The sequence below is a fragment of the Pseudomonas sp. LBUM1666 genome (assembly GCF_059695775.1).
In genome coordinates this window covers 1,012,621-1,027,708 of the sequence record NZ_CP166789.1, presented here as the reverse complement: position 1 = coordinate 1,027,708, position 15,088 = coordinate 1,012,621, and the positions used below count along the sequence as shown (strand labels likewise).

13 protein-coding genes are annotated in these 15,088 nt (G+C 60.1%); 9 read left to right on the top strand and 4 right to left on the bottom strand.

Going from position 1 to position 15,088, the window contains the following annotated elements; translation table 11 throughout:
* The first annotated feature begins 1 nt into the window (after nt 1).
* The 9 genes from ACA056_RS04535 to ACA056_RS04495 all read left to right on the top strand — a co-directional run bounded on the left by ACA056_RS04535 (nt 2) and on the right by ACA056_RS04495 (nt 9,989).
* A complete protein-coding gene (locus ACA056_RS04535; protein WP_497270808.1) occupies nt 2–1,450 on the top strand; it encodes an alginate O-acetyltransferase in 1,449 nt (482 codons plus the stop codon).
* A gap of 7 nt (nt 1,451–1,457) precedes the next feature.
* Nucleotides 1,458–2,582: a mannuronate-specific alginate lyase gene (locus tag ACA056_RS04530; RefSeq protein WP_497270806.1), complete on the top strand. Its 1,125-nt coding sequence runs from the start codon at nt 1,458–1,460 to the stop codon at nt 2,580–2,582.
* Nucleotides 2,583–2,873: 291 nt separating this feature from the next.
* Nucleotides 2,874–4,439, top strand: a complete 1,566-nt coding sequence (locus ACA056_RS04525) for an MBOAT family O-acyltransferase (protein ID WP_497270804.1) — start codon at nt 2,874–2,876, stop codon at nt 4,437–4,439.
* An 11-nt stretch (nt 4,440–4,450) separates the two neighbouring features.
* The gene (locus ACA056_RS04520; protein ID WP_497270802.1) at nt 4,451–5,629 is read left to right on the top strand and encodes an alginate O-acetyltransferase; all 1,179 of its coding nucleotides are present in this window, start codon (nt 4,451–4,453) and stop codon (nt 5,627–5,629) included.
* 17 nt (nt 5,630–5,646) lie between these two features.
* The gene (locus ACA056_RS04515; RefSeq protein ID WP_497270800.1) at nt 5,647–6,300 is read left to right on the top strand and encodes an alginate O-acetyltransferase AlgF; all 654 of its coding nucleotides are present in this window, start codon (nt 5,647–5,649) and stop codon (nt 6,298–6,300) included.
* 106 nt (nt 6,301–6,406) lie between these two features.
* The gene (locus ACA056_RS04510; protein WP_497270798.1) at nt 6,407–7,858 is read left to right on the top strand and encodes a mannose-1-phosphate guanylyltransferase/mannose-6-phosphate isomerase; all 1,452 of its coding nucleotides are present in this window, start codon (nt 6,407–6,409) and stop codon (nt 7,856–7,858) included.
* Nucleotides 7,859–8,123: 265 nt separating this feature from the next.
* Entirely contained in the window at nt 8,124–8,588 is a 465-nt protein-coding gene (locus ACA056_RS04505) for a multidrug transporter (protein WP_497270796.1), read from the top strand.
* 29 nt (nt 8,589–8,617) lie between these two features.
* Complete coding sequence (locus tag ACA056_RS04500; RefSeq protein WP_497270794.1) at nt 8,618–9,442, top strand: SDR family oxidoreductase; 825 nt, start codon at nt 8,618–8,620, stop codon at nt 9,440–9,442.
* A 148-nt stretch (nt 9,443–9,590) separates the two neighbouring features.
* A complete protein-coding gene (locus tag ACA056_RS04495; RefSeq protein WP_497270792.1) occupies nt 9,591–9,989 on the top strand; it encodes a DUF4440 domain-containing protein in 399 nt (132 codons plus the stop codon).
* A 128-nt stretch (nt 9,990–10,117) separates the two neighbouring features.
* Here the strand turns inward: ACA056_RS04495 and ACA056_RS04490 are convergent, their stop codons facing one another.
* From ACA056_RS04490 to ACA056_RS04475, 4 genes are all read right to left on the bottom strand, one after another.
* Nucleotides 10,118–10,966, bottom strand: a complete 849-nt coding sequence (locus tag ACA056_RS04490; protein WP_497270790.1) for an efflux RND transporter periplasmic adaptor subunit — start codon at nt 10,964–10,966, stop codon at nt 10,118–10,120.
* 39 nt (nt 10,967–11,005) lie between these two features.
* Nucleotides 11,006–11,206 (bottom strand): DUF1656 domain-containing protein, encoded by a 201-nt coding sequence (locus ACA056_RS04485; RefSeq protein ID WP_007896379.1) that lies wholly within the window; start codon nt 11,204–11,206, stop codon nt 11,006–11,008.
* Nucleotides 11,196–13,400, bottom strand: a complete 2,205-nt coding sequence (locus tag ACA056_RS04480) for an FUSC family protein (RefSeq protein ID WP_497270787.1) — start codon at nt 13,398–13,400, stop codon at nt 11,196–11,198. The genes ACA056_RS04485 and ACA056_RS04480 overlap by 11 nt, the downstream gene beginning before the upstream one ends.
* Before the next feature lie 139 nt (nt 13,401–13,539).
* Complete coding sequence (locus ACA056_RS04475; protein WP_497270785.1) at nt 13,540–15,051, bottom strand: efflux transporter outer membrane subunit; 1,512 nt, start codon at nt 15,049–15,051, stop codon at nt 13,540–13,542.
* Nucleotides 15,052–15,088: the final 37 nt, after the last annotated feature.

Below are 15,088 nucleotides of genomic sequence, written 5' to 3'. Positions count from 1 at the left end.
TATGCACCCACACTTGATCAAATTACTCAGCCTGTCGGCCCTGACCGCCGGCATTCTCGCGGCCAGCGCCGGCGCTCGTGCCGATGAAGCCAAAGCACCCGCCTTCAGCGCCGAACCGTGCTGCAGCCTGTGCCCGGCCGCCCACGACGCGAAAAACTACACCACGCGCTATCAGCAGAACTTCACCACGCTGGTGCAGGCTCAGGGCGACTGGTTGTTCCGTACGCAAGAAGACTTGCGCACCGAGTTCGACACCACCCCCGGCGGCTACAAACGCATGAAAGAACTGCACGATGCGTTCAAGAGCAAAGGTGTGGAACTGGTCATCGTCTACCAGCCGACCCGTGGTCTGGTGAACCGCAACAAGCTCAACCCGGAAGACAAGGCCAAATACGATTTCGACAAGGCCCTGAAGAACTACAAGACCATGCTCGGGCGTTTCGCCGCCATGGGTTACACCGTGCCGGACCTGTCGCCGCTGACCAACGAGTCGCTGCCTGACACCCTGCCGGCCCACGATTTCTACTTCCAGGGCGACCAACACTGGACGCCGTATGGCGCCCAGCGCACGGCGAAAATCGTCGGTGAGCAAATCAAGAAAATGCCGGCCTTTGCCGACGTGCCGAAACGCGAATTCGAGAGCCATAAGTCGGGTCGCATGGGTAAGACCGGAACGTTACACAACATGGCTGGTCAACTCTGTGGCACCAGCTACGCGGTCCAGTACATGGATCAGTTCACCACCGAGCCAAAAGGCGAAGCAGCTGATGGCGATCTGTTCAGTGATTCCGGCAATCCGGAAGTCACCTTGGTCGGTACCAGCCACAGTGGCAAGAACTACAACTTCGCCGGTTTCCTCGAAGAGGCCATCGGCGCCGACATCCTCAACGTGGCGTTCCCCGGCGGTGGCCTGGAAGGTTCAATGCTGCAGTACCTGGGCAGCGAAGAGTTCCAGACCAAGCCGCCGAAGATTCTGATCTGGGAATTCTCGCCGCTCTATCGCCTCGACCAGGAAACCATCTACCGCCAGATGATGGCGCTGCTGGACAACGGTTGCGAAGGAAAGGATGCACAGCTGACCGGCAGCACCACGTTGAAACCGGGCAAGAACGAATTGATGGTCAACAGCAAGAACCTGAACCTGCAAAACAGCAGCCACCAGGTTGATATCCGCTTCGCCGATCCGTCGGTGAAAACTCTGCAAGCCACCCTCTGGTACATGAACGGTCGCCACGAGGACATCAAGATCGATAAGCCGGAAACTTCCGATACCGACGGGCGTTTCGCCTTTGAGTTGCGCACGGACGAAGACTGGGCCTCGCAGAATTTGCTGGCCGTCGAAATCCAGGGCCCTGAAGCAGGTGCCGCGCCACAGAAAGTCGAAGCGAAAATCTGCAAACGCAACGTGTTCCCTGGCGCTGGGCAGCGTACCGCCCAGACCGGGCAATGAGGCAACTATGCAAACCCGAACTTTGAAAAGATTGATCGCACCGTCCCTGTTGAGCCTGGCCATGTTTGCCGGTGCGACTCAGGCCGCCGCGCCACTGCGCCCGCCACAGGGGTACTTCGCGCCGATTGAAAAAGTCAAAACCGGCGACAAGAGCGAAGGCTGTGACGCCATGCCGACGCCGTACACCGGCTCGCTGCAATTTCGCAGCAAATACGAAGGTTCCGACAAGGCCCGTTCGACCCTGAACGAGGCATCGGAAAAAGCCTTCCGCGACACCACGGCCGACATCACCAAGATTGAGCGCGGCACCAGCAAGCGCGTAATGCAGTACATGCGTGACGGTCGTCCGGAACAGCTGGAATGCACCCTGAATTGGTTGACCGCCTGGGCCAAGGCCGATGCGTTGATGTCCAAGGACTTCAACCACACCGGCAAGTCCATGCGCAAATGGGCGTTGGGCAGCATGGCGTCGTCCTATATCCGCCTGAAGTTCTCCGACTCGCATCCGTTGGCGAACCACCAGCAAGAGTCGCAGTTGATTGAAGCCTGGTTCAGCAAAATGGCTGATCAGGTGGTCAGCGATTGGGACAATCTGCCGCTGGAAAAAACCAACAACCACTCGTACTGGTCCGCCTGGTCGGTGATGGCAACGTCCATCGCCACCAACCGCCGCGACCTGTTCGACTGGGCGGTGAAGGAATACAAGGTCGGCGCCAATCAGATTGACGCCCAGGGTTTCCTGCCTAACGAACTGAAGCGCCAGCAACGCGCCCTCGCCTACCACAACTACGCCCTGCCGCCACTCGCGATGATCGCCAGTTTCGCTCAGGTCAACGGTGTGGACTTGCGTCAGGAAAACAACGGCGCATTGAAACGCCTGGGTGATCGAGTGCTCGCGGGTGTCGAAGACCCGGAAGAATTCGAGAAGAAGAACGGCAAGGAACAGGACATGACCGACCTGAAAGACGACTCGAAATTCTCCTGGCTCGAACCGTTCTGCACGCTCTACACCTGCTCGCCGGATGTGCTTGAGAAAAAGCACGAGATGCAGCCGTTCAAGACTTTTCGACTGGGTGGTGATTTGACCAAGGTCTACGACCCGGCGAATGCAAAAGGCAAAAAAGGTTCGTGAGTTGTGGTGGGGCTGAGAACCAGCCCCTCACCCTAACCCTCCCGGAGGGGCGAGGGGACTGACCGAGGCGTCTGTTTAAGTTTCGGCGACGTGCGATATCGAGTCGATCTCAATTTTTGAAAGCCATCGAGATCAGGCTCCCTCTCCCCTCCGGGGAGAGGGCGGGGGGTGAGGGGTTGGTCTAAAGGCCAACCACACCCCTCAAGGAAACACCGTTTTACCCCTCGATTTTGGTGGGGGGTTTGGGGGGGCTGCGGCCCTTGACTGTTGGTTAAACATGGAGAGACCGGGATGGTATTTTCATCCAACGTGTTCCTGTTTTTGTTCTTGCCGATCTTTCTCGGCATGTACTACTTAAGCGGAATACGCTATCGCAACCTGCTGCTGCTCATCGCCAGCTACGTGTTCTATGCCTGGTGGCGTGTGGACTTCCTTGCGCTGTTCGCAGCCGTCACCCTGTGGAACTACTGGATCGGCCTCAAAGTCGGTGCCGCCGGCGTTCGGACCAAACCGGCACAACGCTGGCTGCTCCTGGGCGTGGGCGTCGACCTGTGCATTCTCGGCTACTTCAAGTACGCCAACTTCGGCGTCGACAGCATCAACGCGATGATGACCTCCGTCGGTCTGTCGCCGTTCATCCTGACCCACGTGCTGTTGCCGATCGGGATCTCGTTCTACATCTTCGAGTCCATCAGCTACATCATCGACGTCTACCGTGGTGACACGCCGGCGACCCGCAACCTGATCGACTTTGCCGCTTTCGTGGCGATCTTCCCGCACCTGATCGCCGGTCCGGTGTTGCGCTTCCGCGATCTCGCCGATCAGTTCAACAATCGCACCCACACCCTCGACAAGTTCTCCGAAGGTGCGACGCGATTCATGCAGGGCTTCATCAAGAAGGTCTTCATCGCCGACACCCTGGCGGTCGTAGCCGACCATTGCTTCGCCTTGCAGAACCCGACCACGGGCGATGCCTGGCTCGGCGCGCTGGCCTACACCGCGCAGCTGTATTTCGACTTCTCCGGTTACAGCGACATGGCAATCGGCCTGGGCTTGATGATGGGTTTCCGCTTCATGGAAAACTTCAAACAGCCGTACATCAGCCAGTCGATCACCGAGTTCTGGCGTCGCTGGCACATCAGCCTGTCCACCTGGTTGCGTGACTACCTGTACATCACGCTGGGCGGTAACCGTAAAGGTACGCTGATGACCTATCGCAACCTGTTCCTGACCATGCTGCTTGGTGGTCTGTGGCACGGCGCGAACATCACGTACATCGTCTGGGGCGCCTGGCACGGCATGTGGCTGGCGATCGAAAAAGCCCTCGGCCTGAACACCTCGCCGCGCAGCATAAACCCGATCCGCTGGGCGCTGACTTTCCTCCTCGTGGTCATGGGCTGGGTGATCTTCCGCTCGGAAAACCTGCACGTCGCCGGTCGTATGTACGGCGCGATGTTCAGCTTCGGCGAATGGTCACTGTCTGAACTCAACGCGGCCAGCCTCACCGGCCTGCAAGTGGCGACTCTGGTGGTGGCTTACATGACCCTGGCGTTCTTCGGCATTCGTGACTTCTACAGCAACCTGCCGCCTGAGAAGACCAAGCCTGTTGTGAACGTCGAGGCCGATGGCCCGGCTGCCGCTACGCCTGGAATGATCAAAGCCGTACCGGGCGACAACCCGGGCAGCATCCACGAACCTGGCTACACCGTCGGTGCTGAAGCGACTGTGCAACCGGCCTACTGGACCGCTGACTGGTCTCGTTACGTGATGCGCACGCTGGTACTGGTGTTGTTCATCGCCTCGATTTTCAAACTCTCGGCGCAAAGCTTCTCGCCGTTCCTTTACTTCCAGTTCTGAGGGATCTGACTATGACCCGCTCATTACGCATCCTCTACATCGCCCTGTTCATGGTGACGCTGTTGGTCCTGGGCCTGTGGTCCACGCGCAGTTTCCTCGGCTTCAGTACTTCTGCCGAAACGACAGTGCTCAACGGCCGCTGGACCAAAGCCGTGGAAACGCATTACGACGAAGAGTTTCCGATCAAGCGCCTGGGCACCAACCTTTGGGCTGCGCTGGATTTCAAACTGTTCAACGAAGGTCGTCCAGGCGTCGTGCTCGGCCGCGATCAGTGGTTGTACAGCGATGAGGAATTCAACCCGATCGTCAACGAAGAGCTGAACCTGCAAGGCAACTACGCGCTGGTTGAAGGCGTGCGTCAGGAACTGAAGGCGAAAGGCGTGAAACTGGTCATGGCGATCGTGCCGGCCAAGACTCGCCTGTATCCGGAACACCTGGGTGAAGTGAAGCCTTCGAGCATCCACGCCAACCTCTATGAGGACTTCCACGCTCGTGTGGCGGCCAACAAGGTCCTCGCTCCCGACCTGTTCGGCCCGATGCTGAAAGCCAAACTGAACGGTCAGCAAGTGTTCCTGCGCACCGACACTCACTGGACCCCGGAAGGCGCGCAAATCGCTGCCGAGACCTTGGCGAAATCCATTTCCGACAAATACCCGCTGAGCGGCGAGCCGCAACACTTCGTCACTGAACCTGCGGAGAAGGTGACTCACAAGGGCGACCTGCGGTTGTTCCTGCCGCTGGACCCGCTGTTCGAAAACCTGATGCCCAAGCCTGAGCCGTTGCAGAAGCGCAACACCGTCGCGGCGCAAGACCAGCCGGCCGGTGATGACGCCCTGTTCGCCAACGCTGAAGTGCCGGTGGCCCTGATCGGCACCAGCTACAGCGCCAACCCCAACTGGAACTTCGTCGGTGCGCTGAAACAAGCGCTGAACAGCGACGTGGTCAATTACGCCGAAGACGGCCATGGCCCGATTCTGCCGATGCTCACCTATCTGAAAAGTGATGCTTTCAAGAACAGCCCGCCACAGGTGCTGATCTGGGAGTTTCCTGAACGTTATCTGCCTGTGAACAACGAAATCGGTGACGCCGACCCGCAGTGGGTCGCAGAGCTCAAAGCTGCCGGCGTAAACCAACAAAACGTTGCAATAAACAACCCTAAATCCGAGACGCCCGACCGGGCGCAAAACTGAAAGAGAGAGGTACTACCATGACTTTCACTACTACTCCTCGCCGTCTCGCCAAGACCTTCGCACTCGTTGCAGGCATGAGCGTGTTGTCGATGTCCGCCTTCGCTGGCGACGCCGCACTCTACGGCCCGACCGCACCAAAAGGTTCGAGCTTCGTACGTGTCTACAACGCCGGTAACGCTGAAGTCAGCGCCACCGTCGGCACCACCAACCTGGCCGAAGTCGCGCCGCTGTCCAGCACTGACTTCAGCTTCATGCCGGGCGGCGACTACAGCGCCAAGGTCGGAAGCCAGTCCCTGCCGGTGAAACTGGCCGGTGATCACTATTACACCCTGGTCAACAACGCCAGCGGCGCACCGCAACTGATCGAAGAGCCGCCGTTCAAGAACAAGCAGAAATCCCTGGTTCGCGTACAGAACCTCAGCGACAAAGCCCTGACCCTGAAAACCGCTGACGGCAAGACCGAAGTGGTCCCGACCGTAGCCGCCAAGGGCCGTGGCGAGCGTGAAATCAACCCGGTCAAAGTCAGCCTGGCGCTATACGATGGCGACAAGAAAGTCGGCGACGTGAAACCGGTTGCCCTGGAACGCGGTGAAGCCGCCGTGCTGTACGTCACCGGTACCGGCAGCAACCTGGCGCCAGTCTGGGTAAAACGCCCGGTTTCGACGCGCTAATCATTTTGCCGGGTAGCCCACGGGTTACCCGGACACGGAATAAGAACAAGAGTGAAACGACAGAACGCAGTAGCTCTGACCCATACGATATTCAAGGAGTAACAACATGATTCCGGTGATCTTGTCAGGTGGTAGTGGCTCACGTCTTTGGCCGCTTTCGCGCAAACAGTTTCCTAAGCAATTCCTCGCCCTGACCGGCGAACAAACACTGTTCCAGCAAACCCTGGAACGCCTGGTGTTCGAAGGCATGGACACCCCGATCGTGGTCTGCAACAAGGAACACCGTTTCATCGTCAACGAGCAACTGGGCGCCCGTAAACTGGACGTTCAGCGCATCCTGATGGAACCGTTCGGCCGCAACACCGCGCCGGCCGTGGCCTTGACTGCACTGATGCTGGTCAACGAAGGTCGCGACGAGTTGATGCTGGTGCTGCCGGCTGACCACGTGCTGGAAGATCAGAAAGCCCTGCAACGCGCGCTGGCCCTGGCCACCGTCGCTGCAGAAAACGGCGAAATGGTGCTGTTCGGCGTACCGGCCACCAAACCGGAAACCGGCTATGGCTACATCAAGTCGACCAATGATTCGCTGCTGCCCGAAGGCGTCAGCCGCGTCTCGCACTTCGTCGAAAAACCGGACGTGAAGCGCGCCACCGAGTTCGTCGAGTCCGGCGGTTACTTCTGGAACAGCGGCATGTTCCTGTTCCGTGCCAGCCGTTTCCTTGAAGAGCTGAAAAAACACGATCCGGACATCTACGACACCTGCGTGCTGACCCTGGAACGCAGCGAGCAGGATGCCGACACGGTCGACATCGACTCCGCCACCTTCGCTTGCTGCCCGGACAATTCCATCGACTACTCGGTGATGGAAAAAACCCAGCGCGCCTGCGTTGTACCGCTGACCGCGGGCTGGAGCGATGTCGGCTGCTGGGCGTCGTTGTGGGAAGTGAATGAAAAAGACGCCAACGGCAACGTCACCAAAGGCGATGTGGTCATTCAGGACAGCAAAAACTGCATGATCCACGGCAACGGCAAACTGGTGTCGGTGATCGGCCTGGAAAACATCGTGGTCGTCGAAACCAAGGACGCCATGATGATCGCCCACAAGGACAAGGTCCAAGGCGTGAAACAGATGGTCAACACCCTCAACGAGCAGGGCCGCAGCGAAACCCAGACCCACTGCGAAGTCTATCGTCCGTGGGGCTCCTACGACTCGGTGGACATGGGCGGCCGCTTCCAGGTCAAGCGCATCTCGGTCAAACCGGGCGCATGCCTGTCGCTGCAGATGCACCATCACCGCGCCGAACACTGGATCGTGGTCAGCGGCACGGCTGAAGTGACCTGCGACGAAAACGTGTTCCTGCTCACCGAAAACCAGTCGACCTACATCCCGATCGCCTCGGTCCACCGCTTGCGCAATCCGGGCAAGATCTCGCTGGAAATCATCGAAGTGCAATCGGGCAGCTACCTGGGCGAAGACGATATCGAGCGGTTTGAAGATATCTACGGTCGCTCCACCCCGATCGAACGCGGCGTGTCGGTGAAAACCATCGCGCAGTGATTGATCTGTAACACAAGAAGCCCCCGTCCAACCCGCTGCGTTTCCCTTTCCGCAGCGGGTTGGGTGGGGGCTTTTTTTGTCTGGATTTTCGCTGCCTGACAGGGCCCCATCGCGAGCAAGCTCGCTCCCACATTGAAATGCGATCAACTGTGGGAGCGAGCTTGCTCGCGATGAGGCCATCACTTCCATTAACAACAATCAAGCCCATCGCCAATCGCACCCACGCTTAGGTAGGATGACCCTCTCCCCTCCCGAGGTTTGCGTCATGTTCATCGGCGTCCTACTGGTCATTACCTGGCTGATCCTTTTGCTGCGCTACCCGGCAAAAGCCTTGCCCGTCTCCGTGGCAGCCGCCATCGGATTGGGTGTGGTGGCAACGTGGGTGATCTGGATGGATAACCGCGAGGTCAAGCAACTGGCGCGCCTTGAGTTGCGCATCACTTATGCACCCGAACACTGCCCGGCAGACCGGCCGTTGCAACTGAAAATGAACAACGGCAACGACGTGCCGCTGACCGAACTGCGCTGGCGCATCGCAGCCTATGCCCCGGGCGACACGGTGAATCTGGCCGACAATCAATACGCCGCCCCGCGCTATCGCGGCCCCGGTGAACTGCAGGCCGGCGCGAACTGGGAAGACTGTTTGCCGCTGCCGCCACTGCGCCCTGGTTATCGCCCGCAAACACTGGAGTTTCGCGCAGAGCGTTTGCAGGGTAGTTTCTCCGACTAATTCCCTTCTTCTTGCACAAGGACCGCGCCATGCCTGTTGCGTTAATTACCGGTTGCTCCAGCGGCATAGGCCGCGCCCTCGCTGATGTTTTCAAAAATGCCGGATACGACGTCTGGGCCAGCGCCCGCAAGACAGAAGACGTGGCGGCGCTGGCCGCTGCCGGCTTCACCGCCGTGCAGCTGGACGTCAACGACGGGGCAGCACTCGAACACTTGAGCGAGCGCATCAACCTGCAACATGGCGGCCTCGACGTGCTGATCAACAATGCCGGTTATGGCGCCATGGGGCCGTTGCTCGACGGCGGTGTGCCGGCCATGCAGCGGCAATTCGAAACCAATGTGTTCGCCATCGTCGGCGTCACCCGCGCCCTGTTCCCGGTGCTGCGTCACGCCAAGGGTCTGGTGGTGAACATCGGCAGCGTGTCCGGGGTTTTGGTCACGCCATTCGCCGGCGCCTACTGCGCCTCGAAAGCGGCGGTGCATGCCTTGACCGATGCGTTGCGCATGGAACTGGCGCCGTTTGGCGTACGTGTCATGGAAGTCCAGCCGGGCGCCATCGCTTCCAGTTTTGCCAAGAATGCCGGCCATGAGGCGGAGCAGTTGATTACCGAACAATCGCCGTGGTTTCCGCTGCGTGAAGGCATTCGCGCACGGGCCAAAGCCTCCCAGGACAACCCGACCCCGGCCAGTGAATTTGCCGTCGGTTTGCTCAAGGCCGTGCAGCAGAGCAAACCACCGCGCCTGATTCGTCTGGGCAATGGCAGCCGGGCGTTGCCGTTGCTGGCGGGGTTGTTGCCCAAAGGGCTGCTGGAGGCGGGGTTGATGAAGCGGTTCGGGTTGCGCGGGCAGCTCTGAGACCGGGTCGACCCCATCGCGAGCAGGCTCGCTCCCACAGGGTTCTACTGGGTGCCATAGATAGCATTCACACCCGTGATAACTGTGGGAGCGAGCCTGCTCGCGATGGCGTCAGAACTAACACAGAAAACTTTCAGGAAACACTTCCATGACCGACTACACCGAGTACTTCGACGAAGTCATCCAGGCCCACGTCGCCATCGAGCAGTGGCTGGCCGAGGAGCAAGACGAGCCGGCGCTTGAACAGTTGCTGACGCGTTTTTCACCGCAGTTTTCCATGATCTCGCCGTTGGGGCGGGTGCTGGATTTCGACGCGTTGAGCCAATTGTTCCAGATGGCGGGCGGGAAGAAGCTCGGGTTCAGAATTGAGCTCAGCGAGTTGCGCGGCATCGCTTTGTACGACGGTGGAGCGACTGTGAGTTATCGCGAGCAGCAGACCGATGCGACCGGCTTGCACTCTGATCGCCGATCAACGGTGGTGTTTGAGAAGCAGGCCGATGGCAAGCTCATTTGGCTGCATTTGCATGAGACGTTTTGCAAGGAGTGAACCTGAGTCGCGCCCATCGCGAGCAGGCTCGCTCCCACAGGGGATTTGCGTCGTTCACCGAATCAGCGTTCGAACTCGGTCAATGTGGGAGCGAGCCTGCTCGCGATGGGCGCGACTCGGTCTAACGGTCAGTTAACAACCACGGTGCAAGTAATCCCCGCAGCCAACAGCACACCCTCCGGCACTTCATCAATGTGAATCCGCACCGGCACCCGCTGCGCCAAACGCACCCAGTTAAAGGTCGGGTTCACATCCGCAATCAGCTCGCGACTCTGCGGGTTATCACGGTCGTAGATGCCGCGAGAAATGCTTTCCACATGCCCCTTTAACACTTCCCCACTCATCAGCTGCATGTCGGCTTTATCGCCGACCCGCACGTGGGGCAATTTGGTTTCTTCGAAGAAGCCGTAGACCCAGAAAGAGTTCATGTCGACCACGGCCATTTTCGCTTCACCGATGCGCGCGTAATCGCCGCGATGCACATTGAGGTTGGTCACGTAACCGTCCACGGCGGCGCGGACCTCGGTGCGTTTGAGGTTCAGTTCGGCGGCTTCGAGCTGTGCCTGAGCATGCTGGTAATCGGCCAGGGCCGAGTCGGCGATGTTGCTGGCGTCGTCGCGGTTTTCCCTGGAGATCACCAGGTTGTCCATGTCGGCGCGGCGGTGGGCGTTGACCTTGCGCATCTCCCACGTCGACTTGCGTGAGGCCACCATCGCCTGCGCCTGTTTGACCGCAATGCGGTAGTGCTCGGGGTCTATCCGCATCAGCAAATCACCCTTCTTCACCTGTTGATTGTCGCGCACCGGCACGTCCACCACTTCCCCAGTGACGTCGGCGGCGACGTTGATGATGTCGGCGCGCACCCGGCCGTCGCGGGTCCACGGGGTGTCCATGTAATGCACCCACAGGGTCCGGCCGATCCACATCGCAAGGGCCAGCACCAGCAGGGTGGCGAGCAGGCTGAAAAGCTTTTTCATCAGGGCCTTCTTCAGTGATAGAGAGTCAGTGGTAGAGAGTCAACGGTAAACAGTCAGCGCCAGGGCACCGAACAGACAGGTAAACAGACTCAGGCGCAGCAGCGCCGGGTGCCAGAAGAAGCGGTACAGATCGAACCCGGACAGGAACCGATCGAGTGCCCAGGCCAGCGCCGCCGCGATGAAAAACATCAGGGTCATGGTCGGCATGTACACGCCGTGGAAGGCGATTTCACGAGGCATGTTCAAGTCCTTGGGGCTTGGCGGTGGCGTTGGCATTTATGTAGCCGGTGAGCGGTGATTGCGGGTCCAGCAACGAAGTGCGGATGAAGTGCAAATAGCTCTTCACCCGACGCAGGGCCGAGGTGTCGAAGTGCGGCGCGAAAGGCTCGTCGGTGGCTTGCACGCGGCTGATCGCATGATCGACGGCGATCAATCCACGCTCCAGATTGCTCTGGCTCGGTTGCAGAAACAGCCGTACCAGCGAGCGGCCCATCACGCGGATTGCCTGGCGCCACGGTTGGGATTCGGCGTATGCCGTATGCACCGGCAGGATCGCTTGTTCTTTGCGCAACTCGATGATCGCGTGGCCGACTTCCAGCACCACGAACATCCAGCGCAGCAAGTCCCGTTGCACCTGCGGCTGCCCCGCCGCGAGACCGTAGGCCTGGTGCAGCAAGTCGCGGGTGCTGCTTTCGAAACTCGACGCCAGGCCCTTGAGTTTGCCGCTGATGGCGTACACCACCTGGCCACGCAAATCCTGCTCCAGTCGACGCCACAACCAGCGGCTGTTGGGCGGCAGAATGATCGCCCCGGCCGCCGCGCACACCAGCATGCCAAGCACCATGGCGATGTAGTCGTTGATAAAGGCGTAAGGGTTGTAAACGGTGAGGTTATCCGGCACCGAACCCGTGCTGAAAAAGATCAGCAGGCCGAGCCCTACGCCGGCATATTGCGGCCGCGAAGTCAGGAATGAACCCAGCACGATCACCGGTGCGAGCATCACGCAGAGCAACGGAAAACCGTCGATCCAGGGGAAGATGAAAAACATCTCGACGAAGCCGATCAGGGCCCCGAGGAGCGTCCCGCAAGCCATCTGAAAGGCCATGCGTGTTGGATTCGGTGTCGCCGCTGAAAGGCCCACGGTAGCGGCGGCGATCAGCGTCATCGTCGCACCGCTCGGCCACGCGGTGGCGACCCAATAGCTGCCCAGCACCACCAGAATGAACGCCGCGCGAATCCCCGAGGCGGCCGACGCCATCCAGTTGGTTTGCGGGGTGAATGGCTCATCCCATTGTTCGCGCGCATGACTGTGATCGGCCAGGGACGCGTGGGTCTGTGCATAACTGTGCAAGTCGTCGACAAAGCGATAGAGCAGCTCATACGCGGTATGAAAGTCCAACTGCTCGGCGTCGCTCGGGTCGCCCTCCTGGAAGATCGCCCGCAGGCTGCGAACCCGCGCCGGCAAACCTTCTTTATAGGCGGTCAACGCGATGACCAGACGCCCTGCATCAGCGTTGGTCAGGGCACGGCCGCTGAAGCCGTCGAGCAGTTCGGCGAGATCCTGTAAACCTGGTTTGATCGCCGCGACCACGTGATCGGTGCCGCTGCTGCGCAAGCGTTCGAGCAACTGGTGCAAGGCGTTGAAACGGGTGGTGATGCCCATGAATTCGCTGTTCAGTCGACTGAGCCGACCGTTGCGCCGACGCATGTGCGGGTCTTCAAACACAGTGACGCTGCGCAACCCTTCCAGCCCCACGGCCTCGGCGATGAAGCGCACGTTGCTCGCCTCGAAAGCCTCCCGTTTGCTGCGACCACGCAAGCCATCGGTGACGAATAGCGCGAACACACCGAAGCGCTGATACAAGGCGTTGCGCATGGCGGCGCTGGCGGATTGCGGCAGGATCGCGGCGCTGACCAGCGTGGAGCAAATAATTCCCATGGAGATTTCCAGCACCCGCCAGACCGCCGCCATAAATGCGCCATCCGGGTGCGCCAAGGCAGGCAAACCGACCATTGCGGCGGTGTAACCGGCGAGCACGAACCCGTAAGCGCGGAAGTTGCGATAGCGCGCCGCGCCCGCCGAACAGATGCCCACCCAGATCGCCAGCGAACCGAGGAACAATTCAGTGTTCTGCGCAAACAAGGCAATCAGCGCAACCATCACCGCCGACCCGGCCAGGGTGCCGAGAAAGCGATAGAAACTCTTGGCGAAGACATGGCCGCTTTGCGGCTGCATGACGATGAACACGGTGATCATCGCCGTGCGCGGCTGCGGCAACTCCAGACGCATGGCCAGCCACAGGGTCAGAAACGCGGCGAACAACACCTTGAAAATGTAGACCCAGGTCACGCCATCGCTGCGCGCCCAGTCGAAGAAACCCCGGCGCCATTCAAGGGAATACAGCCAGCGCAAAGGTGCGGGCAAGGGAGTCATGAAATCCTGCTCACTGAGATTCGATTAAGACGCAGCCCCTGTAGGAGCGAGCCTGCTCGCGATGGCGGAGTGTCAGGCGACACATGCATTGACTGACACGCCCTCATCGCGAGCAGGCTCACTCCCACAGGGTCCGTGTTCACTTCGAATTACTCTGAAGAAGGGCCGGGGTTTTCGGCGCCTGGGTCTGGCTGTCTTTCGGCGCATCGTTACCCGCGCCTAGCCCACCGCCCAGCGCCGTCACCAGTTCAGCGTGAGCGCTGAGGCGTGCGGCCTGAACCTGCTGCTGCACTTGTTGCTGTTTGAACAACAGCGTCTGGGCGTTAAGCACGTTGAGGTAGTCGGTGAGCCCGCGCTGGTAGGCGATCATCGCAATGTCGTAAGTCTTCTGGGCTGTGGCCACCGACTCGGCGGCGAAGGTTTGCTGCTTGTCCATGGATTCGCGGCGGATCAACTGGTCGGAGATGTTTTTCAGCGCGTTGACCAACGTCTGGTTGTACTTGGCCACGGCGATGTCATAACCGGCCGAGGCTTCGCCCAGCTCCGAGCGTAACCGCCCGCCGTCGAAGATCGGCAACGAGATGGCCGGGCCGACGCTGTAGTTGAGCTTCTTGCCGGTCAAAAACTCCAGCGCCCCGCCGCCGGTGGCCATGTAGCCGAGGCTGCCGACCAGATCGACGTTGGGGTAGAAACCGGCGTGCGCGACATCAATACCGCGCGCCTGGGCCGCCACTTGCCAACGACTGGCGACCACGTCCGGGCGTTGGCCGAGCAGTTGCGCGGGCAAGGACGACGGCAACTTCAGCGCTGCGCCTAACGACAACGTTGGCCGCTGCAACTGCGCGCCCTCCCCCGGGCCTTTGCCCGCAAGGGCCGCGAGCTGGTTGCGGCTGAGGGCGATTTCTTCGTCCAGCGCATCGATCTGACGGTGGGTTTCGGGCAACGGCGTTTCAGCCTGACTGACTTCGAAATGAGTGCCAATGCCGCCGTTCAGACGCTTCTGCGCGAGATCGAGAATTTGCTGCTGCTGTTTCAAGGTCGCAGCGACGATGTCCCGTTGTGCGTAATGCAACGACAGCTCGATGTAGGCGCGCACGATGTTGTTCTGCAATTCGAGCTGGGCCAGACGCGCTTCGGCGGCCGTCATGTGAGCCATGTCCACGGCACGCTGGGTGGCGTTGCTTTCGCGCCCCCAAAGGTCGAGGGCGTAGCTGAAGCCCAGCGCGGCGTTGTTGTCCCAGGTGGTGGTGTTCGCCAATTCGCCGGGCCCGTAGAACTGATCGGTGGGCCAGTTGTGGCGTTTGAGGGTGGATTCGCCATTGATCTGCAGCGACTCGGCGGACTCGGCGATTCCGGCCATGGATTTGGCCTGACGCACTCGCGCCGCCGCCATGGCCATGGTCGGGCTGCCTTGCAGGGCGAGGTCGATCCAGCGGTTCAATTGCGGGTCGCCATAGGCCTGCCACCATTGCGCGGTGGTCCAGTGAGCGTCCTGTGCAGCGTTCTGGATGGCTTCGTCGGTGGCCAGTGAATCGGCCTCCAGCGCCTTGCCCTGCGGGGCAATACCTCCGGTACCGATGCAGCCGCTGATTGCCAGGGTTAAAGCCAAAACACTGAGCGTCTGAAGCGCTCTGTTGATGCGACGCGGCACTGCTGCGATTTCCTGAGGTGGGGAGTTGTTCCTGAGG